Here is a 24,249-nt window from a genome sequence, read left to right as displayed (position 1 = left end):
CTTCCCTCGACAAGAAGAATGATCAACCAAGGGCTGTCTCACTGAGAAATCAGGCGCGGCCTCACTAGCCACCAAGGTTAAAGATCAAGCTAGGGTCTGTCGCGAAAGTTGATCAAGGTCGTAGATGATCACGGTCGCAACAGACCCCAGTCTTAACGCGTAGACAGGTAGACAGCCTCAAGTTCGGACAGATCTGGACAGTCGGACCTGCGTGCTCTCAGCCGGAGTGGAGGATCCGGAAGCGGCCGGGTTCCGCCGGATCTCGATCAACGACCTGGACCGGCGCCCAAGCCCATTGCCAGACGCTGATGCCTGGCGTGCGGGAGAACCGGATCTGCCCGCGGGTGCCTTCGACTGCGACGCGCGGCCAGGATTCGGCGGTGCGCGCCCGGTCCGTGCCGTGAGAACGCAGCACCTCGGCGAGGACGGTGACCGTGTCGTAGCCCTCGAAGGCGACGAAGGAGGGCGCTTCGGCCAACCGTTCGCGGAGGGCCGTCTCGACTCGTGCACCGAGTGGGCCGAGGCGCTCGGGCAGGTAGCGCAGGAACGGGATCGCGGCGCCGTCGTCGCCCAGCGACCTCGCCCATTCGGCGGACTCCGGCTGCCCGGCCGGAGCACCGATCATGATCTCGGCGAGGCGCTGGTCGCGGCGGACGGACTTGACGATCGACACCGCCGGTTCCGGATGGCCGACCAGAAGAAGGAGGGCTGTCGCGCGATTGTCGAGGAGTTCCTCGCACACGGCCGCGGGGGTGAGCGCGCCCATGTCGAGTTCGATGACGGTGCCGCCGCGTGGAGCGAGGTGGTCCCGCAGAATGCGGGCCCCAGACGCCCAGTAGACACTCGGCTGGGCTGCTACGGCGATCCGGCTGTGGCCCGCCTTGAGGAGGAAGTCCGCGTAGATCCGCCAGCCGTGGGACTGCGCCGGGGCGAGGCGCGCGACCCATTCGGTCGGCTGTTCGGTGAGCGCGTCGAGAACCGCCGACGAGCAGAGGAACGGCAGGCCGAGGGCGTCGGCCCGGGCGGCGGCGGCGCGGGCGACGACGCTGTGATACTCCCCGGCCAGGGCGGCCACGCCCAGGCGGGCCAGTTCGTCCACGGCCGCCGCGGCCCTCTGCGGATCAGCCGCGGTGTCTCGGACCACCAGTTCGAGTGGTCTTCCGACGATCCCGCCGGCGTCATTGACTTCGCGAACGGCCAGTTCGAGTCCAGCGAGCAAGTGCTGGCCCGCCTCGACCCATCCAGGCCGAGTCAGCGGAACGAGAGCGCCGATCCGGACGGATGATCCGTCGGCCCGCTCCGCTCCAGGTGGCGATGGTGGCGTATTCATGCGTTGGCGTCTTCCGTGTGACGATTCGGTGGCGGTTTGCCCGGATCGCAGAGTATTGCCCCCGGCAACGACGGCTCCAGTGGCCCCCACCGGCCGTTCTTCAGATCACCACGTCCCACGGACCATGATCACCTGCGACCTTGGTCCACTTTCGCGACAGCCCCTGGTCCTGCCGTGAGAGTGGAGCCGGTCACCGTGACCGTTCGCCGCCCCGGCGTCCGGGCTTCGGTACCGCCGCCCGGCACCGGGAGCGTCCCGCACGGTGGAGCCGGCGCCGGTGGTGGCGGCGAGCGGCTGTAGAACTCGGCCCCCTCAGGTCGCGGGCGGCGTCACCGAGGGTTCAGGATCTCGGTGATCCGGAGGAACCCGTCCGTGCCGTGACCCCGTCCGATGGCGCGGCGTGCCAGGCCTTCGGCCGCGCGCATCACGCCCGCGTCGATGCCGTGGGCCTCGGAGGTGTGGATGATGTGGGCCATGGACGACACCGCCGAGGTGATCGGGTTGCCCTCGCCGGAGAATCCGCCGCTGTCCACTTCCTCCGCGGCCTGCTCGAAGATCGGCGGAAGGATCGCGCCGATGCCCTTGGCGAACGGTGCCAGCTCCCGCGCGGTGACGCCTTCCGCCCTCGCCACGGCCAGTGCGTGCGCGTAGCCCGCCATCGCGGTCCAGAAGATGTCGAGCAGCGCGATGTCGTACGCAGCCGCCCGGCCGATCTCCTCGCCGAGGTGGGTGTGGGTGCCCCCCAGCGCGTCCAGCACCGGCCGGTGCTCCCGGTAGACCTCCTCGGGGCCGCTGTGCAGGAAGACCGCGGCCGGCGTGCCGATGGTCGTGGTCGGCGTCATGATCGCACCGTCCAGATACCCGATGCCGTGCTCGGCCGCCCAGGCCGCGGCGTTCCGGGCCCGGTCGGGGGTGTCGGCGGTCAGGTTCGCGATCGTGCGCCCCTTGAGCGCGTCGGCGACCGCACCGCGCCGCACGATGGCGTCCACCGCGTCGTAGTTCACCACGCAGAGCACGGTCAACCCGCTTGCGGCGACCGCCGCCTCGGGCGACGGGACGCCGACCGCGCCCCGCTCGACCAGTTCCCGGTCCCTGCCCGGCGTCCGGTTCCAGACCGTGGTGCGCAGGCCGGCGTCCAGGAAGGCGCCGGCCAGGGCCCGGCCCATCGGCCCCAGGCCGAGCACGGTGACGGCAGACTGTTCGGTGTGCGAGGGCATGCCTCAACTCCTCGATAAAGAATGAACGACCGGTGATGAACGGGATGAAGATGACACGCAGCCGCGCCCAGGACCCGAATGTGTGCGGAGTGACGGCCGCGATCGCCGTGATCGACGGCAAGTGGAAGACGATCTTGCTCTGGCTGCTGGAGTCCGGTCCGCACCGCCCCGGCGAGCTGCGCCGGCGGCTGCCGGGCCTCACCGAGAAGGTGCTGACTCACACGCTCCGGGAGATGGAGGCCGACGGACTGGTCCACCGGGAGGTGCACGACGTACGGCCGCTGAAGACCGTGTACTCCCTGACCGCGTTCGGCCGCGAGCTCTCCGAGGCGTTGGAGCCTCTTTCCGACTGGGGCCACCGCCGCCTGGAGAAGCTGGCCGAGGCCCGGCCGATCTCCTGATGCACCGCCGGCCGCCCCCTCTCACCCGGATCCGGCGGCCCTCCGACCGCCCACGACCAAGCTTCGGGCCGGCCCGGTCCACCGGCAAGTACCCACAAAAAAGTGGCTATCGCGGGTGGCGCGGGCACCGGTGCGGACCCGGCCGCCGTCCGGCCACCCCGGCGGCCGTCGTCCGGAGCCGGGAAGGGCGCCGCTCAGCCGGTGGGAGCGGGGTGGGCGAGACCGTCCATGATCAATGCGAACAGGTGGTCGCGGCGGGCGGCGATCGTCGGAGTCTGGTCGGCGATCCACGAGACGGCGCCGACCAGCGCGAACAGATCGAGGCCGTCCACGTCGGGCCGGACGGCGCCCGCCTCCTGGGCGCGCCGCAGCAGCCGCGCCCCGGCGGCGCGCATCGCGCCGCAGGAGGCGTGCAGCGGCGAGGACTCGTCGTCGATCGTGGCCATCATCGAGGTGGCGAGGCCCCGGTAGGCGGCGGTCCCGGAGGTGAACGCGCGCAGCCACTCGGCCAGCGCCTCGGCCGGCGGCCGGTCCGCCTCCAGCGCGGCGGCGTGTCCGGCCAGGTGGTCGAAGCGCCGGCGCAGGAGGGCCTCCAGCAACTCCTCGCGGGTCGCGAAGTGCCGGTAGAGGGTGCCCATGCCGACCTCCGCGCGCCGCGCGATGTCGCGGAGCGACGCCTGCGCGCCCTGTTCCTCGACGACGGTCCGGGCCACCTCGAGGATGCGCGCGCGGTTGCGCAGCGCGTCGGCGCGGGGTGCCCGCGGACGGACGGGGTCTGTTCCGGTCATGCACGCATTCTGACCCATTGACAAGCGGAGCGGCGCTCCGCCTAATATACGGAGCAGTGCTCCGGATATTCCCGGGGCTCCGACGAGGGAGCATCTCCATGGCTGAAACGACGATGATGGCCATCCGCGTCCACACGCAGGGCGGACCCGAGGTCCTCACCTACGAAGAGGTGACCCGCCCCGAGCCCGGACCCGGCGACGTCCTCATCCGGGTTCACGCCGCCGGCGTGAACCCGCCCGACTGGTACGCGCGCAGCGGCTTCACCTTGATCCCCGAGGAGCTGCGCCCGCAGCTGCGCCTGCCGTGGACGCCCGGCTCCGACGCCTCGGGCGTCGTCGTCGCCGTCGGCGAGGGCGTCACCGAGTTCCGCGAGGGCGACGAGGTCTTCGGCATGATCCGCTTCGGCACCATGAACGACGGCGGCCGGACCTACGCCGAGTACACCACCGCGCCGGTCGCCCACCTGGCGCGCAAGCCGTCCGGCATCGACCACGTGGCGGCCGCCGGGATCCCGATGTCCGGGCTCACCGCCTACCAGAACCTCTTCGGCCACGTCGGCCTCGCGGGCGGGGAACGGGTCCTGGTGAACGGCGCGGCCGGGGGCGTCGGGCACTTCGCGGTCCAGCTCGCCAAGATCCGTGACGCCCATGTCATCGGCGTCGCCTCCACCCGCCACGAGGAGTTCCTGCGCGGGCTCGGCGTGGACGAATACGTCGACCACACCCGCACCCGGGCCGAGGAGGCCGTGGGCGAGGTGGACCTGCTGATCGACACGGTCGGCGGCCCGGACGGGCACCGCTTCCTGCCGATCCTGAGGCCCGGCGGGACGATCTGCCCGATCTTCTTCGGCGATTACCACCGCGACCGCGCCGCCGAGCTCGGCATCGCCTTCCGGAGCGGCCAGGTCCGCTCGGACGGCGCGGACATGGCCGAGCTGGCCCGCCTCGTCGACGAGGGCCGTCTCCGCGTCGGCGTCGACAGCGTCTTCCCCCTCGCCGAGGCCGCCCAGGCCCACGCCCGCGCCGCCGAGGGACACATCCAAGGCAAGATCGTCCTCCGCGTCGCCGGGTCCTGACCCCACGGCCCCCGGGCCCGGGGGCCCCGCCGCGGCCGGCGGCACCCCGTGGGCGCCGGGTACCGGAACGGGCCCGTTCCGGCTCCGGACTACGGCACGGCCAAAGGACTGCGGCCCTTCCCCGACCCGCACTTCCCCAACGCCGCCGACGGCGTGCGCGGCGAGTTCAGCTACTACCGGCCTGTGGAGGCGTATCGGACCAAAAAGCGGATCCAGCGCGAGCAGCAGCAGTTGCGGGGCTTCTACGACTCGGTCTCCACCGAGACCCACGCCCCGGACCCCACCCACGGCCAGGCCGCCAAGGCGCTGAGCGGGATGATGGGCGGCACCGTCGCCGAGGCCGACCAGGGTGGCAACCCCGAGAAGGGACGGGCGGCCATCCGGTCGGCCGCACGCCGCAACATCGTCAACACCTACGTGTGGACCGCCGCCGGCGGCTTCCTCGCCGAGACCACCGGCACCACCGACCAGGTCACCGAGACGACCACCGGCTCCTTCACCTTCGACGCCACCGTCGGCGGCAACTGGGGCATCGGCTTCGAAGTGTCCGGCGTGGGCTGCAAGTTCGGCGTCGAGTCCTCCACGGGGACCGGCTACAGCGTCACCCGCACCAAGTCCCCGGAGGAGCACGGAGCCAGCTACTACGCTCAACACCAGTCCGACGAGACCGTTGGAACCAACCCCCGAGGTCTTCATCGAAGCCGGAGCGCTTCACAGGTCTCCGCCATGCCCGCGCCACCCCCAGCGGGACGCGGGGTGCATGTCCGATCCGTTCAAGACAGGCGTGCGGCCGGGTCCGTACCGTTGCGGACATGGCACCTTCGTTCAATCTGATCGGCCTCGTCGTGGCCGACCTCAACAAGTCCCTGTCCTTCTACCGCCGCCTCGGGCTGGACATCCCCCCGACGGCCGACACCGAGCCCCACGTGGAGGTGACCCTGCCCGGCGGGCTACGGCTCGCGTGGGATCGCGTCGACACCATCCGCTCCTTCGACCCGGAGTGGACACCGCCCAGCGGGGACGCGCGGATCAGCCTGGCCTTCGCCTGCGACGGCCCCGCCGAGGTGGACCGGGTCTACGCCGATCTCGTCGAGGCGGGCTACGAGGGGCACAAGGAGCCCTTTGACGCGGTCTGGGGACAGCGCTACGCACTGGTGCGTGATCCGGACGGCAACGGCGTCGACCTGTTCGCGCCGCTGCCGCCGGCCCCGCCCACCCCCTGAACCCCCTCCCCGGACCGGACACCGCGAGGGCCCCGGACGCGCCCGGCCGGGAGGGGCCCCGCTACGCGCCGCCGGACGGGTGTGGGGAGCGGGGTTCCAGGCCCACGGGCGTACGGAGCCGTGGTCGACGACCAGGAGCAGGCCGCCGGGGGTGAGGGCGCGTGCGGCCCGGCGCAGGACGTGCTCGCGGGGGAAGTCGAGGGGGCTGTGCAGGTACTGGGCGCTGATGAGGTCGAAGGCGCCGCGGGGAAGGTGCGGGCCAGGTCGTGCCACTGGGGGGGTGACGAGGTCCTCACACTCGGGGGTGGTCGACAGCGCACGGCCCTGACCGGTTGCGGCGGCCGGTCCCTGGCCCGCGCGGGGAGGGTGCCCGAGGAGAATGAAGCCGGGCCCGCTCGGCTTGCAATCCCTCATGCCGTTTCAGCAAGATGGGGGTATGGCAGAGCGTAAGGATGTGCTGGCCGCCGTAGGACCGCGCCTACGGGAGCTGCGCCGGCGGCGCGGCCTGACCCTGGCCGAACTCGCGGAGCGGACCGAGATCTCCGAAAGCACCCTGTCCCGGCTGGAGAGCGGCGGCCGCAGACCCACCTTGGAACTGTTGCTGCCGCTGGCCGAGATCTACGCCGTCCCGCTGGACGAGCTGGTCGGGGCGCCCCGCACCGGTGACCCGCGTGTGCACCTGCACCCGGTGAGGCACAACGGCATGATCTTCGTACCGCTCAGCCGCCGGCCGGGCGGCCTGCAGGCCCACAAGCTCCTCATCCCCACCAGCCCGGCCGGCCTGGAGCCGGAGCTGAAGACGCACGAGGGCTTCGAGTGGGTCTACGTCCTGGCCGGCCGGCTGCGGCTGCTGCTCGGGGACCAGAGTCTCGTCCTGGCCCCCGGCGAGGTGGCCGAGTTCGACACCCACGTCCCGCACTGGCTCGGCGCCGAGGGCGACCAGCCGGTGGAGCTGCTGGTGCTGTTCGGCCGCCAGGGCGAGCGGGCCCACCTCAGGGCCCGCACCACCTGACCCGACGCGCGCCCCACCTCAGGGCCCGCACCACCTGACCCGACGCGCGCCCCACCTCAGGGCCCGCACCACCTCACCCGACGCGCGCCCCGCGACCGGACACCCGTGCGGCTCCTCCGCCCCGGCGACCGGGACGCCCCAGGCAGGTGCCGGCACATCCGGGCCGGGAGCCGTCATGGTGTGCGGCTCGCGCCGGCACGCGCCGCAGACCATCCCCCTTTACCTAGAATCTCTAGGAAAATAGGTAATCATTTGCTGTCTCAGCATAGAGGAGATAGCTTTTCGGCTATGAGATCGGTTTCCGAGCATGAGGTCCGCGCCTCTTTCGTCAACTGCACCAAGGGGGAGGCCAGACGCCTTGCCATACCCAGGGACCTGGACGCCCGGCCGTGGGACGACCTGGACTTCCTCGGCTGGCAGGACCTCTCCTCCCCCGGCCGCGCCTACCTGGTCACCGAGCACGGCGACCGGCTGGTCGGGGTGGCGCTGCGACGGGCCACCCCGCACGCCGGACATACACGGCGCAGCATGTGCTCGCTCTGCCTCACCACGCACACCGGCGACGGTGTGTCGTTGCTGACCGCCCGCCGTACCGGCGGCAACGGCAACTCCGTGGGCGCCTACATCTGCACCGACCTGGCCTGCTCCCTCTACCTGCGCGGCAAGAAGGACGTCGGGCCCGGCGGGCGGATGCCCGAGTCGCTCACGCTCGAAGAGAAGATCGACAGGACCGTGGCCAACGTGACCGAGTTCCTCCAGAAGGTGATCCAATGATCGGGACGAGAGCGTGAGATCAGGGGCCGGTCGCGCCTGTTCTCGCTTCGCGCAGACTCAACACCTCGTACAGGAGGGCGTTGACCGGGGTCGCCGTCCCCGTCCGGGCGCCGAGGCGCACCACCGCGCCGGTCCAGGCCTCAAGCTCGGACGGACTGCCGGACAGGATGTCCCGCTGCAGTGACGTGGTGCCGGCGGCCGGCTGCTGGTCGACGAACGCCATCGTCCTCTCCACGATGTCGTCGGCCAGCTCGACCCCCATGGCCTGCCCCACACGCCGGATCTCGTTCATGCCGTCCGTGAGCACCCGCCGTGTCCCCGGCCGGGAGCGCAGCACCCCGAACGGCGCGTCCGTCACGGCGCCGAGCCCGCCCAACGGCACGACGAACAGGAACTTGGCCCAGAGCTCGGCCCAGATGTCGTCGGGCACCACGGCCGTCACCGCCGACGCGTCGAGAAAGGACCCGCCGCTCTTCTACGGTTAATTCCAGTGGTTCCAGTCTGCTGTCACCCATCAGCCCAGCACACCGCTCCCAGCCGGATAACGCACCAGTTCCTCACAGAGGAGGCTGAGGGCACCTCATGAGGCGAACGTTCACCTCAAGACCGGGACACTAGGCGATCCACGGCGGGGTGGTGGTGGCGGGGCCGCCCGGCGCGCCCGCCTTCGCCCCCGCGGGTGTCGTGACGATGGCGGTGAAGCCGCGGTCGCTGGTCACCTGGCGGGTCACGTCGGCCGGCATAACCACCGTGTCACCCGCCTCGACGGAGAAGGTGTCGTCGCCGAGCGTGATCGTGGCGCCGCCGTCGAGGAACGCCCACACCTGCTCGGCGTCGATGACGTGCGCGGGCCCGCTCGCTCCCGCGGGGACCTCCGTACGCCACAGGGCGCAACCCGTCCCGCCCAGCGTGGGCGAGGCGAGGGTGGTCATGACGCCGCCGGGGGTCTCGGAACGGCGGGTCTCGGTGGAACGGATGACAGTCATGCGGAGCCTCCATAAAACGGAACGTAACGTAACGAATAGTGGCCCAAGCCCGCAGGGGACGTCAATACGTTACGTTCCGTTTCGTTCTGGTACGCTCGCGGCATGGCTGATCACTCGCGCAGAAGGGAACGCTCCCGTACGGCGATCCTGCGCGCCGCCTGGGATCTGTGCGTCGAGCAGCCGTACGCCAAGGTCACCATCGAGGGCATCGCGAGCAGAGCGGGGGTCGGCAAGCCGACGATCTACCGCTGGTGGCCCTCCAAGGGCGCCGTCATCCTGGACGCGATGATGGAGGAGGTCTCCCCGGCCATCGGCTTCACCGCGACCGGAGACGATCTGGAAGACCTGCGAACCTGGCTGCGCAGTGTCGCGGTCATGCTGGCCGATCCGAACACGGGCCCGGTCATCAGCGGCCTGGTCGGCGCGGCGCAGCACGACGCCGACCTCGCGCGGATGTGGCACGAGCGTGTCTATCTCCCGACGCGTACGGCGACCGTGGAGCGTATCCGGCGAGTCCAAGCCGGCGGCCGCCTGACCGACACCGATCCGCAGATCCTGGCGGACCTGCTGGCCGCGCCCATCTGGTTCCGCTTCCTGCTGGCCGGCGGCGATCCCACCCCGGAGCACGCGGACGCCGTGTTCCAGGCGGTGCTCAGGTGACTAGTCCCAGCGCTGGGCGTTGGTGTCGTCGAGCATGCCGGGCGGGTCCTGGATCACGCAGAACGGCAGGCCCGCAGGGTCGCGCATGATCCACCAGCGGTCCGTCCGCTCCACCCGGACGGCGCCGAGCTTCTCCAGCCGCGACGCCTCCGCCTCCAGGTCGGAGGTGTGAAAGTCGAGGTGCACCCGGGGCGCGCCCTCGCCGAGATGCTGCACCAGCATGGCGAAATGACCGTGCGGCGCCCGCGATCCGTGGAACTCGGGCACCTGCTCGAACTGCGGCAGTTCCCAGCCGGTCGCCCCGCGCCAGAACGCCAGCTCGGCGGGGTGGTCGGCGTCGGGAACGTCGATGACGGCTGTATAAACGCGGCTGTAGTGGGCCATAACCCGTCAGCCTAGTGTCCCGGTCTTGAGGTGAACGTTCGCCTCATGAGGTGCCCTCAGCCTCTTCTGTGAGGAACTGGTGCGTTATCCGGCTGGGAGCGGTGTGCTGGGCTGATGGGTGACAGCAGACTGGAACCACTGGAATTAACCGTAGAAGAGCGGCGGGTCCTTCAAGGATGGGCCAAGCGTCGTTCGACCGCTCAGGGCCTGTCCCTGCGTGCACGGATCGTGTTGGAGTGCGCCGAGGGCAGGAGTAACACCGCCGTGGCGGCCCGGCTTCGGGTCAGCCGGGGCACGGTGACCAGAGGGCGGGCCCGGTTCTTGGTCCGCCCTCTGGACGGCCTGGCCGATGAGCCGCGTCCCGGAGTGCCGCGGACCATCACCGATGCCCAGGTCGAGGAGGTGGTGATCCGAACCCTGGAAGAGGTACCGGACGGGTCCACCCACTGGTCCAAACGCGACCTGGCCACGAAGGTGGGCATCTCACCCACCAGCGTGCACCGCATCTGGCGGGCTTTCGGGCTGCAACCCCACCGGGTGGAGACCTTCAAGATCTCCCCTGACCCGCTGCTGATCGACAAAATCCGCGACGTCGTGGGGCTCTACCTGGCCCCGCCGGCGAAGGCCGCGGTTCTCGATGGACGAAAAGCCGCAGATCCAGGCGTTGGAGCGAACCGCTCCGGTCCTGCCGATGATGCCCGGGAGCCCTGAACGGCGCAGCTTCGACTACCTCAGGCACGGCACCGTGGACCTGCTCGCCGCGCTGAACGTCGCCACCGGACAGGTCATCACCACTCTGTCGGCCCGGCACGCCGCCGAAGACTTCCGCGACTTCCTCGACCTGATCGACCGCCAGGTCGAGGCCGACCTGGCGGTCCACGTCATCTGCGACAACCTGTCAGCGCACAAGGCGGCTCCGGTGCAGCGGTGGCTGGCCGCACATCCTCGCTTCCACCTGCGCTTCACCCCGACCTACTCCTCCTGGATCAACCAAGTCGAGCGGTGGTTCGCCGAACTGGAACGGCGGTGCCCGGGACGCGGGGTGTTCTGCTCGCTAGACGCCCTCAACACCACACTGGAGCAATGGATCAAGAACTGGAACGACCAGGCCAGACCCTTCCACTGGACCAAGACCGCCGACCAGATCATCGACCGGATCTGCCGCTACTGCTCACGAATCTCCGGACCGGGACACTAGGAGACCTTCAGCAGCAGCTTGCCGGTGGTGGTCCGGGTCTCGACGAGGCGGTGCGCCTCGGCGGCCTCGGCGAGGGGGAATTCGGCGGTCACGGGCAGCTCCAGCTCACCGGTCGCGACGGGGCGGAAAGCGCGGCCGGCGATGTCGGCCAGCACCCGCGGATCGGACTTGGCGAGGTTGAGGATGGAGAAGCCGCTCACCGAATGCGCCGCGGTGTACAGCTCGGCCTGGCCCACCTGCCAGGCGGGGCCGCCACCGGCGTTGCCGAAGGAGACGAGACGCCCGAAGAGGGACAGGCAGCCCAGGGTGCGCAGGAGGGTCTCGCCTCCGACCGGATCGAGGGCGAGGTCCACGCCGCGGCCGCCGGTCGCCCGGCGCACGTCCTCGGGGAACCCGTCGCCGACGAACACCTCGTCGTAGCCGTACTTCAGCGCCTGCTCCGCCTTCTCGGGGCTGGAGACCACGCCGTACACCGCGCCCGCGCCGCCGAGCCGGGCCAGCTGGCCGGCCGCCATGCCGACCCCGCCCGCCGCGCCCTGGACGAGGACGCTCTCACCCGCGCGCAGCCGTCCCACCTCGTGGAGGAGGGCGTGCGCGGTCGGCAGGACGGTGGGCAGGGACGCGCCGGTGCGCAGCGAGACCCCGGCCGGCAGCGGGAAGACGGTGGCCGCGGGGACGGCGACGGTCTCGGCGTAACCGCCGCCGTCGACGAACGCGACGACCTCCTGGCCGGGCCGCAGCCCGCTCACCCCCTCGCCGACGGCGCGGACGTGGCCGGACACCTCCAGGCCGGGGACGAAGGGAAGGGCGGTCACGCGGTAGCCGACGCCACGGGCCTTGATGTCGGCGAAGTTGACGCCCGCGTAGGCGACGTCGACGGTCACCTCGCCCGGCGCGGGCTCCGGCAGCGCGGTCTCCGTGAGATGCAGCACCTCGGGTCCGCCGAGTTCCTTCACAATGATCGCGTGCATGCCAGGTCGCCCCTCGACTAAAGTGTTCAACGAAAATCGAATACTCGGAGTGTACGAGCCAGATCGAACACTTGGCAAGGAGAGTGCCTTGAGCCACCGGCCCGCGCCCCAGCACGTCCACCCCGACGACGTGTCCGTTCTGACCGCGCTCACCGCGCTCGCCGACCCGGTCCGCCTCCAGCTCGTCCGCGAGCTGGCCGCCTCCGAGGACTGGTCACGCTCCTGCAGCACCTTCGACGTGCCCGTCGGCAAGCCCGCGCTCAGTCATCACTTCGCGGTGCTGCGCTCGGCCGGGCTCATCGAGCAGCGCGACGCCGGCCCCAGGCGCGTCAACCGGCTGCGCCGGGCGGAGTTCGACCGGCGCTTCCCGGGGCTGCTGGACCTGACGCTGTGCGAGGAGTGACCTGCCGCGGCGAGGGCGCGGACACCGCCGACCTGGTGACGGCGGGGGTGGACCACGAGGGTTTCGAGACAGGGATCGCCGCGTCGGGCACTGCGGCCCCGCCGGGGTTGTCATGTCCGTTCCGTGACGAGGTCATGGGTCCTCGGTGACGGCCGGGGGCTGCGGTGTGTCCGGGGCTGGGCCGTCACGCCGGCGCGGCAGCCTCCCGGCCGCCCTCGTACGGCGGCAGGACCCGCGCGAGGCCGGCGGCGACCTCGGTGACTTGCTCGGGCGTGAGGCCCGGCTCGCCGGCACGTACGTACCGCGGAACCTGGCGGGCTCAGCAGCGTGAGGCCCGCGTAGCGCACCAGGTTACGCCAGGACGGCACCCGGGCCCGTGCACGGCAACCGGCCCGCCACCGTGGACCCTCATCTGGATCCGCAGCCTTCGGCCCACCGGGTGATCTCCAGGGCTGACTCGAGATCGGGCCCAGATCCGGTTCACCGGCTCTCGGTCGCACCCGCCACGGTGACGTTGCTCGACAAGTGGGGGCGGTGTTACGGTCTTACCGAGCCCCATATGGGCCTACGCATGGAGGTATCGGCTACTCAGCCATCGCAGAGATCGGCACGTTCCGTCTCTCGCAGCCTGTCAATCCCTGTCCTGGGACTGCTGCGCCCTCTTCACTGCGTAGGTATGCGGGGTATTTCTGTGTCGATTCCCGGTGGCGTGGCCCTCCTTCGCGATCAATCGACACGGAAAGGCAGTGCATGAGCAAGGAACAGGCCGAGACCTGGGCAGGCATCGACGTCAATGAGTTCCAGCGTCAGGTCATCGCCGAGTTTCGGGCGAACAACGGGAAGATGAGCGGCATGTTCGAGGGCTGGACGTTGGCCGTGCTGACGACCGTCGGAGCCAAGAGCGGCCTGCGGCGGGAGAGCATCCTGGGCCATCTCGAATTCGACGGAAAAGGGATCGTCGTCGCGTCCTCGAATGGCGCCGACAAGCACCCCGCGTGGTACCACAACATCCGCAAGAACCCGATCGTGACGGTCGAGACGGGTAGCGACACCTATCAGGCGATCGCCGCCATCCCGCCGGCCCAGGAGCGTGACAAGCTCTTCGACCGCGTGATCGCAGAGGCGCCGGGGTACGCCGACCACCAGGCCAAGACGGCCCGGGAGATCCCGGTCGTCGTACTGCACCGGATCGGCCCCAAGCCCGGCGAGGAGCGGGTCAAGGGCATGGGCGACTGGATCGTCGAGGTGCACGACTGGCTGCGCAAGGAGCTCGAGACGCTCCGCGCCCAGGTCGACCAGGCGATCGAGGGCGGCATGGACACGATCGAGCGGACGCCGCCGGACCTCGCCCAGCAGATGCGCGCCCACTGCCTGAACTTCTGCGGGGCGCTGAAGAAGCATCACGGCGGCGAGGACATGGCCGTGTTCCCGATGCTGGCCAAGCAGTTCCCCGCACTCGCTCCGGCGCTGGCGCAGCTCGGCGAGGAGCACAAGGTGGTGGCGCGGCTGCAGGACGACATCCAGCAGCTCGTCGACAGCTTCGTACCCGGTGAAACCGACTCCGTGCAGTTGCGCGCCGACCTGGAGCGGCTGGCGGACCAGCTGGAGTCCCACTTCAGGTACGAGGAGGAGACGATCGTGACGGCGCTCAACGCCACGGCCCCAGCTCCCGAATTCGGCTGATCACCCCCGGCCCCTTCCTCGGCGCGGGGGTGATCGCTGCGCGCCGGGCCCGGCAGGAGCATGCCGCGGCCCGGCAACCCCGGCTCGGGTCGCCCTCGACAGCAGGCGTTGAGTCGTCCTCAAGCGGGAGTTGCCCAACCGAGAAGAGGGCGGAAGCGGCTGTTCGGCCGCCTCACCGTGGAGGACCCCGGGGGGCGCCGGGGTCCTTGTCGGTGCGTGATCCGCCACGGCCCTCAGGAGGTGAGCACCGGCTCCAGGAAGCTCAGCCTGCCCGCCTCGGTGTCGAGCCGGGCCCTGACCCCGATCGGGTAGGTCTGCATCGAGATCCCGTGCCCGATGTCCGCCCCGGCGAGGACCGGCACCCCGAGGTCGCTCAGCCGCTCCACCAGCATCCGCTCCACGTCGCGCGGCTCGCCGCAGTTGGTGAAGGTGCCGAGCAGGATCCCGGCCACGCCGTCGCTGTAGGTGGCCCGGCGGAGCTGGGTGATGTAGCGGTCCATCCGGAACAGCTCCTCGTCCACGTCCTCGAGGAAGAGGATCGCACCCCGGGCGGGCAGCGAGGTGTCGGTGCCGATCGAGGCGGCCAGCAGCGTGGCCGTGCCGCCCAGCGTGTGGCCCTCCGCGATACCGGGCACGACGGTCCGGGCGTCGGGGAAGACCAGCTCGGTCACCGTCTCCGGGTGGAACAGCAGCTTCATCAGCTCGTCGAAGTCGTACTCGCCCGGCCCTTCGTAGAAGCCGTCGCAGGCGACCATGGGCCCGAACAGGGACGCCCAGCCGAGCTTGACCGCGATCGCCTCCAGCAGCGCGGTCACGTCGGAGTAGCCCACCACGACCTTCGGCCTGGCCGCGTCGATCTTCGACCAGTCGACCAGCTCCAGCGTGCGCTGCATGCCGTACCCGCCGCCGGCGCAGAAGACCGCGTCGAAGGCCGGGTCGCCGAGCGCCTTGGTCAGGTCGTCCGCCCGCAGGACGTCGTCGCCGGCCAGGTAGTCGTACTCGGTCCCGCCGGCCCGCGAGGAGGCGAACACCTCGGGCTTGAGGCCGACCTGCTCCATCGCCACCAGGCCGCGGTCCAGGTTGGCCTGGTTGGGCGGGCTGCTGGCGGCGATGACGGCGACGCGGGCGCCGGGTCGCAGGGCGGGCGGGCGGAGGAAAGCGGTCATCGAAGAACTCCTTCAGTGGACGAGATGGCAGGCGGCGAGGCTGGAGGGCGACGGGTCGCCGGTCAGGACGGGCAGGTCGCGGCTGTCGCACAGCGCGTCCCGCTCGGCCGCCCTGAGCGGGCACCGGGGGTGGAAGCGGCAGCCGTCGGGGACGGAGGTCGGGTCCGGCGGCTCGCCGGTGAGCAGCACGGGCGGCCCGCCCGAGTCGGGCAGCACCGACAGCAGCGCCCTGGTGTAGGGGTGCTTGGGGCGCAGCAGGACCTCCTCGACCGTGCCGGTCTCGACGATCCTGCCGAGGTACATGACCGCGACCCTGTCGGCGATGTTCCAGGCCAGGCCGAGGTCGTGGCTGACGACCAGCGCGGACAGGCCGAGCGAGTCCCGCAGCTCCAGGATCAGCTTGAGGATCTCGCCCCTGACCGAGGCGTCGAGCGAGGCCACCGGCTCGTCGGCGACGATGACCGAGGGTTCGAGCGCGAGCGCCCCCGCGATGACGACGCGCTGCTGCTGGCCCCCGGACATCTCGTGCGGGAAGCGCCCGGCGAACTCCGCGGGCGGCCGCAGCCCGGCTCTGGCCAGCGCGCTGTGCACCCGTTCGCCGAGCCGGTCGGTCAGGCCGTGTAGCCTGGGCCCTTCGGCGACGGCGTCGAAGACGTTCTGCCTGGGGTTGAGGGCGCCGCCCGGGTCCTGCAGGACGAGCTGGGTGCGGCGGCGGTAGGCCTTCAGCGCGGCGGCGGAGTAGCCGAGGGGCTCGCCGTCGCTCAGCACCTGGCCGCCGGTCGGCCTGACCAGCCCGACCAGGGCTCTGGCCAGCGTGGACTTGCCGCATCCCGACTCGCCGACGAGCGCGACGATCTCGCCCTGCCGCACCTGCAGGTTCACCCCGTCGACGGCGCGCGCCGGCCGGGCGCCCCTGCGCGCCGGGTAGGTGACCGTCAGGTCGCGGACTTCGAGCACGGGTCTCATGCCCCGCTCCCTTCCAGCACGCGCAGGCACGCGGCCTCGCGCCGCGGGCCGCTCGGCCACAGCTCCACGGTCTCGGTACGGCAGGCCGCCACGGCCTCGGGGCAGCGCGGCTCGAAGGCGCAGCCGCTGCCCTCGTCGAGCCCGGCCAGCTCGGGCGGCGTGGGCGGGTCGCCGGGCAGCCCTGCGGGCGCCAGCCGCGAGGCCGGGTCGCCGATCGTCGGGAAGGCCCGGCCGAGCGCCCGCGTGTAGGGGTGCCGCGGCTCGGCGATGAGCTGCCTGGACGGGCCGATCTCGGCGATCTGTCCCGCGTACATGACGGCCAGCCGCTCGCACATGTGCGACAGCACCGACAGGTCGTGGCTGATCATGATGACGCCGATGCCCGACTCACGGACCAGCTCGCCGAGCAGTTCCAGCACCTGCGCCTGGACCATGACGTCGAGCGCGGTGGTCGGCTCGTCGGCGATGATCAGGTCGGGGCGGCAGGCCAGCGACATCGCGATCATGATGCGCTGGCGCTGGCCGCCGGAGAACTCGTGCGGGTAGGAGCCGGCCCGCCGCGACGGCACGCCGACGCTGTCGAGCAGCTCGGCCGCCCGCTTGCGTGCCGCCTGCTGCCCGACCTTCTCGTGCAGCAGGATGGGCTCGCAGATCTGCTCGCCGACCGGGCGCACCGGGTTGAGCGCGCTCATCGCGCCCTGGAACACCACGGAGGCCGCCGACCAGCGCACCGCGCGCAGCCGTGCCCACCTGGCGGTCAGCAGGTCCTCCCCCTCGAACAGCACCTCGCCGCTCACCTGGGCGGAGGGGGCCAGCAGCCGCAGCAGGCCGAGCGCCATCGTGGACTTGCCCGAGCCCGACTCCCCCGCGACGCCGAGGGTCTGGCCGCGGTCGAGGGTGAAGCTCACGCCGCGTACGGCGGGCACGGCGCGCTCGCCGTTGCGGTAGGTCACCCGCAGGTCGCGCACGTCGAGCATCGGAGCCCCGCGCCGCTCCTCCGGTGCCGGGGTCTGCTCCCTCGCCGTCATCGGTCCACCATCCTCGGGTTGAGCACGTGCTCGACGGCGCGGCCGACGAGCGTGAAGCCGAGCACGACGATGAGGATCGCGATGCCCGGCGGTAGCAGGTACCACCACGCGCCCGCGGTGACCGCGCCGCCCGCGAACGCCGCCTGGAGCATCGAACCCCAGGTCACGCTGGTCGGGTCGCCGAGACCGAGGAAGGTCAGCGTGGCCTCCGACAGGATCGCCGAGGCGACGGTGAGCGTGCTGGAGACCAGGATCAGCGGCGTGACGTTGGGCAGCACGTGCCTGATCATGATCTGCGTGTTGCCCGCGCCCAGCACCTTGGCCCGCTCGATGAAGGGTCTCGCCTCGACGGCGAGCGTCTGGGCGCGCACGAGGCGGGCGGTCGCGGTCCACGAGGTGACCGCGATGGCGATCGTGATCGACGCCGCGCCCTGGCCGAGCACCGCCGACAGCGAGATGGCCAGCGGCAGGCTGGGCAGCGCGATGAACCAGTCGGTCACGTGCATCAGGGCCTGGCCGACCCGGCCCTGGTAGTGCCCGGCCAGCAGGCCGACCGCGCTGCCCAGCACCACGGTGAGCGCGGTGGCGATGATGCCGATGCTGAGCGACTCGCGTGCGCCCCAGATGACCAGCAGCAGGACCGAGCGGCCCGCCTGGTCGGTGCCGAGCGGGTAGCCGGCGACGGGCGGCGACAGCTGCGGGCCGTCCACCTTGATCACGTTGAGCTGGTCGTCACCGATGAACAGCGGCGCGGCCAGGGCCAGCGCGCCGAAGGCGACGAGCAGGCCGAGCCCGGCCAGGCCGGCGGGCCGCCTGGCGTAGGCGCGGCAGAAGCGGCCGAACGCGTGGTGGCGGGGGACCTCGACGACGGCCGGGGCGTGCGTGGCGGCGGTCATCGGCCACCGCCCGGGTGAAGGCGCTTCATTGGGCTCGCACTCTCGGGTCGAGGAAGCGGTAGACCACGTCCGCCAGGAGGTTCATGATGATCACACTTGCGCTGAAGACGATGAAGGTGCCCTGGAGCAGGGGCAGGTCGGGGATCTTGAGCGCCTCGTAGGTCAGGTAGCCGAGGCCGGGCCAGGAGTAGACGGCCTCGACCGTGATCGCGCCGCTGACCAGGATGCCGAGATGCATGAAGATCATCGTGACCGAGGGCAGCAGCGCGTTCGGCACCGCGTGGCGCCGCCGTACGGCGTCGTCGGTCAGGCCCTTGGCCCTGGCGGTCAGCAGGTAGGGACTGCCCATCTCGTCGATGATCGAGGTGCGCATCACCGTGACGTACTGGGCGAAGACCACCAGCACCATGGTCAGGCAGGGCAGCACCAGGTGCCTGGCCACGTCGGCGACGTGGGTCCAGCCCTCCTGCGGCAGCGAGGGGTCGCTCATCCCGCCCGCGGGCAGCAGGCTCGGGATCGGGCCGACACCCACGCTGAAGGTGACCAGCAGGATCATGCCGAGCCAGAACGTCGGCACCGACCACAGCGTGAGCGAGGTACTGGAGGCGATCCGGTCGAACAGGCTGCCGTGCCGCCAGCCGCTGCGGATGCCCAGCCACAGGCCGAACGCGATCGACAGGACCGCGGCCGTGCCCATGAGGAGCAGGGTCGGCCCGAGCCGGTCGGCCACCAGCGACGAGACCGACTGCTGGAACTGCCAGGAGTAGCCGAGCTCGCCCTTGAGCGTGTTGCCGACGAAGGTGAGGAACCGCTCCCAGAGCGGGTCGTCCAGGCCGAGCTGGACACGGATCTGGGCGAGCTGGGCCTCGCTCGTGGGACGGCCCCTGGTCAGGGTGCGGACCGGGTCGGCCGGCATCAGACTGAAGATCACGAAGCCGATGACCAGCGTGACGAAGAAGCTGACCAGGGCCGCGACCAGCTTCGAGCCCAGATAGGGCAGGAGATCCGACCGCTTGACCCCCCGCTCCCTGACCTTGGCCGGGCCCGGGGCGGTGAGGCTACTCACGGTCGCCCGCCCCCGAGCGGCGCTTGAGCACGATCCCGCCGCCGACGAGCGCGAGGAGCAGGACACCGCCGGCGATCCACAGCGGGCCGCCGCCGCCCTCCTCGGCCGAGGCGGCGGCCGGCTTCGCGGCCGGCGGCGCGGCCTTGAGGTAGCTCCAGAACGCGGTCTGCGCCGGGTACATGCCCTGCGCGTCCGGCTGCCCGATGATCAGTCCGGTCACGGTGTCGGTGCGGGCGACGTTGAGGGTGTTGGCATAGAAGTGGATCTGGTCGACGTCGGCCTTGTACAGGATGTCCTGCATCTCGGCGACGACCTTGGCCCGCTCGTCCTGGTCGAACGTGGTGAGCTGCTTGGCGAACAGCTCGTCGTAGGCCTTGTCGCAGAAGAAGGCGTCGGTGTTGCCGCCGGTGCCGTCGTCCTTGGGCAGCGTGGCGCAGGTCTGGATGCCGAGCAGGAAGGTCGGGTCGGGGCCGGTGGTCCAGGCGTCCATCAGCAGGTCCCAGTCGCCCTTGGCCAGGTCGCTGTTGAGCGCGCTCATGCTCAGTGTCTGGATCTTGAGCTTGATGCCGATCGTCTCCAGCCAGCCCTTGAGGTAGGTGGAGATGCCCGCGTCGGCCGTGTCGTCGGAGTGGATGCCGAGGCGCAGCTCCAGCGGCTTTCCGCTCTTGGGGTCGACGCGGACGCCGTCGGCGCCCTTGGTGTAGCCGGCGTCGTCGAGGATCTTGGCGGCCTGGGCCAGGTCGAACGGTGTCTCCTGGCCCGCGGCCGGCTTCCAGCTCCACTGCGGCCAGGCCGGGGGCAGGTAGCCGGCGCCCACCGTGCCCATGCCGTCGAGCACCTTGGTGACCAGGGTCTTCCGGTCGGTGGCCAGCGAGATCGCGTGGCGCAGCACCGGGTCGCCGAGCGCGGGGTGACCGGTGCCGATCTTCTTGCCGGTACGGGTGCGGGCGTTGTGGTTCACCTCAAGACCGGTCCAGCCGTTGCCGACCTCCTGGGTGGTCAGCAGGCTCTTGTCCGCCTGCAGCGCCTTGAACTGGGTCGGGTTCACGCCGTTGATGTAGTCGAGCTGGCCGCTGCGGAGCGCGGCGACGGCGGCGTCGGTCGACTTGAAGCTCTGCTGGATCATGTGGTCGAAGCCGGGCCTGCCGAGGACGAAGTCCTTGTTGGCGTCGAACTTCGCGTACTGCTCGGGCTTGTAGTCCGTGAGCGTCCACGGGCCGTAGCCGACGACGGGGAAAGTGTCGTTCTTGACGTCCTTGAGGTTCTTGGCCTGCGGCTCCCAGATGTGCTTGGGCACGATCGGGATGCCGCTGCGAGGAATGCTCACATAGATGACGTTGGCCTGCGGCGCCTTGGTCTTGATGACCAGCGTCGTGGCGTCGGTCGCGGTGACCGACTCGAAGTTGCTGACCAGCGAGCCGTTGGCGGTGCCCGCGACCGCGTCGGTCATGATCAGGTTGAGGGTCCAGGCGGCGTCCTCGGCCGTGATCGGCTTGCCGTCGCTCCACTTCAGGCCGTCCCGGAGCTTGAAGGTCCAGGTGAGTTTGTCCTCCGACTGCGTCCACGACTCGGCCAGGTACGGTCCCGGCTTGCCGTTCTCGTCCAGCGAGTTCAGCGTGGGGTAGATCGAGCCGAAGATGTCATAGGCGCCGTCGAAGAAGGCGAGGAACGGGTTGAGCGTGTCGACGCCCGAGCCCGACATCTTCACCCGCAGCGTGGTCTCCTGCGGCGCGGACACGGCCGACCCGGCCGACATGACGGATGCGGCGGATGCGGCGGATGCGGCGGGTGCGGCGGCGAAGGCGGTGGCGCCGGCCACCAGTGAACCGCTCAGCGCGCAAGCGGCAAGGGCCAGCCTGCGCCGCGAGTTGCCTGTCCCCATTGATGTCTCCTGGTCGTTCAGCATGCGTGTGTGAACGAATGCTGACGACCGGTGGCCACGCCCCCAAGAACCGTGAACGCTTTACGACCTGAGCATCGAAAATCGTGATGCTCTCGCCATGTGCCTCCGCCGACCTCTACCTTGGGCCGGGGGCGGATACCGTTCTCCGACCGGCCGGGCCTTGGCCGGACCCTGGCCGGGCCGCCGAGCGGGACGCCGCACGGGCCGGGCCGGGCGGAGGGATGCGATCCGGGACGCGGAGAAGAGGCCGGCCGTCTCCGGCGCCCCGGCGGCGGACGGCGCGCGGCGGCGGGTGGCGGACCGCGGGCGGCACAACGGCAGGCGGCAGGCGACGAACGGCGGACGATACAACGGCCTCAGGATCGGCCGGTGGCACCGCCGGGGCCGCCGGTGATGGAACGGGCCGCCGGCTCGGCGCCCCTGGGGTGTGATACCCCACCCGAGACGGACCCTTACGTTACGTTGTCAATCAAGCCCAAAGAGTCACCGATCGTGATTGCCCTTCCATCGCGTTCCGGCCGCACCCGGCCGGGGCCCCCGGCGAGACGCGAGGCGGCGCGCCAGGGACGGTTCAGGCGGGCAGGCGGCCGGGGTCAGCCCGTGCCCCCGTCGTCGGACGAGAGCGTCATCGCGCCTCCACCGCCAGCCGCAGGCCGAAGCCGATCAGCACCACACCGGAGACCACCTCCAGGCGGCGGCGCACGGCGGGGCGGCCGAAGACCAGCTTCGCGCGCGCCACCGTCCAGATGAACAGGCCGTACCAGACGGTGTCCACCAGCACCCAGACCACCGCGAGCAGCGCCAGCGTAAGCGGCACGTCCGCCCCGTCGGGGACGAACTGCGGCAGGAACGACATCGCGAACACCGCCGCCTTCGGATTGGCCAGGCAGGTGGTGAGGCCCAGCAGGTAGGAGCGCCGCCAGCCCCGCGCGGGCTCTCCGGGCTCCGGCCCGGGCTCCGGCCGCTCCGGTACGGCTCCGCCCTCCCGCCGCCCCTCTCGACGGACCCGCCACAGCGACTGGGCGCCCATGGCGACCAGGAACAGCGCGCCGGCGACCCGCATCACGTCGTAGGCGACCTCCGAGGCGAGCACCAGCGCCGACAGGCCGAAGGCGGCGGCCAGCGCCCACAGCAGGATGCCGGTCTCGTTGCCGAGCGTGGCCGCCAGGCCGGGCCCCCGCCCGGCTCTCAGGGTCTGGCGCAGGATCACCGCGGTGCTGGCACCGGGGATCATGGCGATCAGGAAGCAGGAGCCGATGAAGGCTATGAGGAACATGCCGTCATCATCCGCGGCGTCTCACGTCGTCGGCAATCGCTTAATCCCGGGGCGCGCCGTACAGCCCGGCGAGCTCGGCGACCGTGGCGGCCATCTGCTCGCGCACCTCGGGGGGGCCGAGGACCTCGATGTCGGCGCCCAGGCGCAGCAGCAGCCAGGAGACGTGCCTGACCGACTCGATCGGCAGACGCACGACGGCCCAGCCGTGCTCGTCGGGCGGGCCCGCCTCGGCCAGCGCGGCGTCGGCGATGTCGGCGCCGACGGTGTAGCGCAGCATGTCCTCGATGCCGGGCGCCACCCGCACCAGCGCCTCGGCGGTGTGCATCCGGGCCCGGAACTCGGCCGCGTAGTGCTCCCAGTACGCGGCCAGGTCGAAGTCGCCGGGCCGTTCGAAGCGGCCGTCGAGGAGCTCGGCGGTGACGATCCGCGACACGCGGTAGGTGCGCGGCGCTCCCCCGTCGGCGGCGGCCACCATGTACCACGACCCGCCCTTGAGGACCAGGCCGTAGGGGTGGGCCAGGCGCTCGACGTCGCGCGGCCCCCAGCGGCGATAGGTCATGCGCAGCGGCCGCTGGTCCCACACCGCCTCGGAGACATCACTGAGGAAGGGCGCCTCGTCGGCGCCGCGGTACCATCCCGGGACGTCGAGGTGGAAGCGCTCGCGCATCCGGGCGGCGTGGGAACGCGGCTCGGGGGGCAGCGCGGCGAGCAGCTTCAGCTCGGCGTTGGCGGCCACCTCCCCCAGCCCCAGCTCGGCGGCGGGGCCGGGCAGCCCGGCCAGGAACAGCGAGGAGGCCTCCTCGGCGGTCAGACCGTTGAGGCGGGTGCGGTAGCCGTCCAGCAGCCGGTATCCCCCGGCCGGGCCGCGGTCGGCGTAGACCGGGACCCCGGCCGACGACAGGGCCTCCACGTCCCGGTAGACCGTCCGGATGGAGACCTCCAGCTCCTGCGACAGCTCGGTGGCCGTCATGCGCCCCCGGGTCTGCAGGAGCAGCAGGAGTGACAGCAGACGACTCGCACGCATGACGTCATTGTTCCGCACGATTGCCAATGTCACATAAGTCATGTTCAATTGAACACATGGAAAGTGCTGATCGGATTCGAGCGATCATGTCCGCGCTGCGCGTCAGCGACACCGTGTCGGTGACGGAGCTGGCGGCCGAGCACGGGGTGTCGGAGATGACCATCCGCCGCGACCTCGACGAGCTGGCCCAGCAGGGCGTGGTGCGGCGGGTGCGCGGCGGCGCGGTGAGCCTGCTGCTGCGCGGGGAGGAGCCCCCCTTCGGGGTGCGCGAACGCGAGGCGGTGGAGGTCAAGCGGCGCATCGCCGCCGAGGTGGCGGCGCTGCTGGCCGACGGTGAGGCCGTGCTCCTGGACGGCGGCACCACCAATCTGGAGATCGCCCGCGCGCTCCGCGAGCGCCGGCTGACGGTCCTGCCGCTCTCCCTGCAGTCCGCCGGCGAGCTCGCCACGGCCCCGCGGATCCGCCTCGTGCTCCCGGGAGGGGAGGTCCGCCCCGGCGAGCTCAACTTCGTCGGCCCGCTGACCGAGAACGCCATCCGCTCCCTGCGCTTCGACACCGCGGTCATCGGCTGCTGCGGCCTGTCCGCCGCACACGGCCTGACCGCCCACGACCTGTCCGACGTCGCCGTCAAGCAGGCGGCGATCGCCTCGGCGCGGCGCGTCGTCGTCGCCACCGACTCGGGCAAGTTCACCCGCACCGCCTTCGGCGCCGTCTGCCCCCTGGACCGCCTCGACATGGTGGTCACCGACGCCGCACTCCCCCCGGCCGAACACGACGCCCTCACCGCCGCGGGCGTCATCGTCCGCACCGTCTGACTG

General features: G+C 71.1%; 25 protein-coding genes and 1 pseudogene. 11 read left to right on the top strand and 15 right to left on the bottom strand.

Features of this window, described 5'->3' with window-relative positions:
• Nucleotides 1-217: 217 nt before the first annotated feature.
• Entirely contained in the window at nt 218-1,330 is a 1,113-nt protein-coding gene (locus tag ACZ6R6_RS35350) for an ABC transporter substrate-binding protein (protein ID WP_470100811.1), read from the bottom strand.
• Nucleotides 1,331-1,659: 329 nt separating this feature from the next.
• Nucleotides 1,660-2,547 carry an NAD(P)-dependent oxidoreductase gene (locus ACZ6R6_RS35345; protein ID WP_470100809.1) on the bottom strand — a complete coding sequence of 296 codons (888 nt, stop codon included), beginning with the start codon at nt 2,545-2,547 and terminating at the stop codon, nt 1,660-1,662.
• A 50-nt stretch (nt 2,548-2,597) separates the two neighbouring features.
• On the opposite strand from ACZ6R6_RS35345, the gene ACZ6R6_RS35340 reads away from it, so the two are divergent.
• Nucleotides 2,598-2,948 (top strand): winged helix-turn-helix transcriptional regulator, encoded by a 351-nt coding sequence (locus ACZ6R6_RS35340; RefSeq protein WP_470100807.1) that lies wholly within the window; start codon nt 2,598-2,600, stop codon nt 2,946-2,948.
• Between the two features lie 194 nt (nt 2,949-3,142).
• Here ACZ6R6_RS35340 and ACZ6R6_RS35335 read toward each other — a convergent pair whose 3' ends face one another.
• Complete coding sequence (locus tag ACZ6R6_RS35335) at nt 3,143-3,736, bottom strand: TetR/AcrR family transcriptional regulator (RefSeq protein WP_470100805.1); 594 nt, start codon at nt 3,734-3,736, stop codon at nt 3,143-3,145.
• Between the two features lie 98 nt (nt 3,737-3,834).
• On the opposite strand from ACZ6R6_RS35335, the gene ACZ6R6_RS35330 reads away from it, so the two are divergent.
• The 5 genes from ACZ6R6_RS35330 (at nt 3,835) to ACZ6R6_RS35310 (ending at nt 7,821) form a co-directional block, all read left to right on the top strand.
• A complete protein-coding gene (locus ACZ6R6_RS35330) occupies nt 3,835-4,812 on the top strand; it encodes an NADP-dependent oxidoreductase (RefSeq protein ID WP_470100803.1) in 978 nt (325 codons plus the stop codon).
• 48 nt (nt 4,813-4,860) lie between these two features.
• A complete protein-coding gene (locus tag ACZ6R6_RS35325) occupies nt 4,861-5,646 on the top strand; it encodes a hypothetical protein (protein WP_470100801.1) in 786 nt (261 codons plus the stop codon).
• Complete coding sequence (locus tag ACZ6R6_RS35320) at nt 5,625-6,035, top strand: VOC family protein (protein WP_470100799.1); 411 nt, start codon at nt 5,625-5,627, stop codon at nt 6,033-6,035. The genes ACZ6R6_RS35325 and ACZ6R6_RS35320 overlap by 22 nt, the downstream gene beginning before the upstream one ends.
• A gap of 436 nt (nt 6,036-6,471) precedes the next feature.
• Nucleotides 6,472-7,047, top strand: a complete 576-nt coding sequence (locus tag ACZ6R6_RS35315) for an XRE family transcriptional regulator (RefSeq protein WP_470100797.1) — start codon at nt 6,472-6,474, stop codon at nt 7,045-7,047.
• A 288-nt stretch (nt 7,048-7,335) separates the two neighbouring features.
• Nucleotides 7,336-7,821 (top strand): FBP domain-containing protein, encoded by a 486-nt coding sequence (locus ACZ6R6_RS35310; RefSeq protein ID WP_470100795.1) that lies wholly within the window; start codon nt 7,336-7,338, stop codon nt 7,819-7,821.
• Nucleotides 7,822-7,840: 19 nt separating this feature from the next.
• On the opposite strand, the gene ACZ6R6_RS35305 is transcribed toward ACZ6R6_RS35310, so the two are convergent.
• Nucleotides 7,841-8,254, bottom strand: coding sequence for a ketopantoate reductase family protein (locus ACZ6R6_RS35305; protein WP_470100793.1), 414 nt, complete (start codon nt 8,252-8,254; stop codon nt 7,841-7,843).
• Between the two features lie 181 nt (nt 8,255-8,435).
• Entirely contained in the window at nt 8,436-8,807 is a 372-nt protein-coding gene (locus ACZ6R6_RS35300) for a cupin domain-containing protein (RefSeq protein WP_470100791.1), read from the bottom strand.
• A 102-nt stretch (nt 8,808-8,909) separates the two neighbouring features.
• On the opposite strand from ACZ6R6_RS35300, the gene ACZ6R6_RS35295 reads away from it, so the two are divergent.
• A complete protein-coding gene (locus ACZ6R6_RS35295; protein ID WP_470100789.1) occupies nt 8,910-9,467 on the top strand; it encodes a TetR/AcrR family transcriptional regulator in 558 nt (185 codons plus the stop codon).
• Here the strand turns inward: ACZ6R6_RS35295 and ACZ6R6_RS35290 are convergent, their stop codons facing one another.
• Nucleotides 9,468-9,851, bottom strand: coding sequence for a VOC family protein (locus ACZ6R6_RS35290; RefSeq protein ID WP_470100787.1), 384 nt, complete (start codon nt 9,849-9,851; stop codon nt 9,468-9,470).
• A gap of 114 nt (nt 9,852-9,965) precedes the next feature.
• Between ACZ6R6_RS35290 and ACZ6R6_RS35285 the strand changes: the two are divergent.
• A pseudogene (locus ACZ6R6_RS35285) lies at nt 9,966-11,049 on the top strand (IS630 family transposase).
• Here the strand turns inward: ACZ6R6_RS35285 and ACZ6R6_RS35280 are convergent.
• A complete protein-coding gene (locus tag ACZ6R6_RS35280) occupies nt 11,046-12,020 on the bottom strand; it encodes a quinone oxidoreductase family protein (RefSeq protein ID WP_470100785.1) in 975 nt (324 codons plus the stop codon). The pseudogene ACZ6R6_RS35285 and the gene ACZ6R6_RS35280 overlap by 4 nt on opposite strands.
• Before the next feature lie 88 nt (nt 12,021-12,108).
• Here ACZ6R6_RS35280 and ACZ6R6_RS35275 point away from each other — a divergent pair, with 88 nt between their 5' ends.
• Nucleotides 12,109-12,423, top strand: a complete 315-nt coding sequence (locus ACZ6R6_RS35275; RefSeq protein ID WP_470100783.1) for an ArsR/SmtB family transcription factor — start codon at nt 12,109-12,111, stop codon at nt 12,421-12,423.
• Between the two features lie 750 nt (nt 12,424-13,173).
• Nucleotides 13,174-14,106 (top strand): nitroreductase/quinone reductase family protein, encoded by a 933-nt coding sequence (locus tag ACZ6R6_RS35270; protein WP_470100781.1) that lies wholly within the window; start codon nt 13,174-13,176, stop codon nt 14,104-14,106.
• Between the two features lie 233 nt (nt 14,107-14,339).
• Here ACZ6R6_RS35270 and ACZ6R6_RS35265 read toward each other — a convergent pair whose 3' ends face one another.
• The 8 genes from ACZ6R6_RS35265 to ACZ6R6_RS35230 form a co-directional block, all read right to left on the bottom strand.
• Nucleotides 14,340-15,272, bottom strand: a complete 933-nt coding sequence (locus ACZ6R6_RS35265) for a S66 peptidase family protein (RefSeq protein WP_470100779.1) — start codon at nt 15,270-15,272, stop codon at nt 14,340-14,342.
• 12 nt (nt 15,273-15,284) lie between these two features.
• Nucleotides 15,285-16,238, bottom strand: a complete 954-nt coding sequence (locus ACZ6R6_RS35260) for an ABC transporter ATP-binding protein (RefSeq protein WP_470100777.1) — start codon at nt 16,236-16,238, stop codon at nt 15,285-15,287.
• Nucleotides 16,235-17,266, bottom strand: a complete 1,032-nt coding sequence (locus ACZ6R6_RS35255; protein ID WP_470100775.1) for an ABC transporter ATP-binding protein — start codon at nt 17,264-17,266, stop codon at nt 16,235-16,237. The genes ACZ6R6_RS35260 and ACZ6R6_RS35255 overlap by 4 nt, the downstream gene beginning before the upstream one ends.
• Nucleotides 17,263-18,162, bottom strand: a complete 900-nt coding sequence (locus tag ACZ6R6_RS35250; RefSeq protein WP_470100773.1) for an ABC transporter permease — start codon at nt 18,160-18,162, stop codon at nt 17,263-17,265. The genes ACZ6R6_RS35255 and ACZ6R6_RS35250 overlap by 4 nt, the downstream gene beginning before the upstream one ends.
• A 25-nt stretch (nt 18,163-18,187) precedes the next feature.
• Complete coding sequence (locus ACZ6R6_RS35245) at nt 18,188-19,228, bottom strand: ABC transporter permease (protein WP_470100771.1); 1,041 nt, start codon at nt 19,226-19,228, stop codon at nt 18,188-18,190.
• Nucleotides 19,221-21,110 (bottom strand): ABC transporter substrate-binding protein, encoded by a 1,890-nt coding sequence (locus tag ACZ6R6_RS35240; RefSeq protein ID WP_470100769.1) that lies wholly within the window; start codon nt 21,108-21,110, stop codon nt 19,221-19,223. The genes ACZ6R6_RS35245 and ACZ6R6_RS35240 overlap by 8 nt, the downstream gene beginning before the upstream one ends.
• Nucleotides 21,111-21,756: 646 nt before the next feature.
• The gene (locus tag ACZ6R6_RS35235; protein WP_470100767.1) at nt 21,757-22,407 is read right to left on the bottom strand and encodes a LysE family translocator; all 651 of its coding nucleotides are present in this window, start codon (nt 22,405-22,407) and stop codon (nt 21,757-21,759) included.
• A 40-nt stretch (nt 22,408-22,447) separates the two neighbouring features.
• Nucleotides 22,448-23,431, bottom strand: coding sequence for a helix-turn-helix transcriptional regulator (locus tag ACZ6R6_RS35230; RefSeq protein ID WP_470100765.1), 984 nt, complete (start codon nt 23,429-23,431; stop codon nt 22,448-22,450).
• A gap of 56 nt (nt 23,432-23,487) precedes the next feature.
• Here ACZ6R6_RS35230 and ACZ6R6_RS35225 point away from each other — a divergent pair, with 56 nt between their 5' ends.
• Nucleotides 23,488-24,246, top strand: coding sequence for a DeoR/GlpR family DNA-binding transcription regulator (locus tag ACZ6R6_RS35225; RefSeq protein ID WP_306870208.1), 759 nt, complete (start codon nt 23,488-23,490; stop codon nt 24,244-24,246).
• Nucleotides 24,247-24,249: the final 3 nt, after the last annotated feature.

This window comes from Streptosporangium sp. NPDC048886, assembly GCF_055586905.1.
Note: the sequence above shows the minus strand (reverse complement) of the source record. Positions and strands in the feature narration are given on the sequence as shown.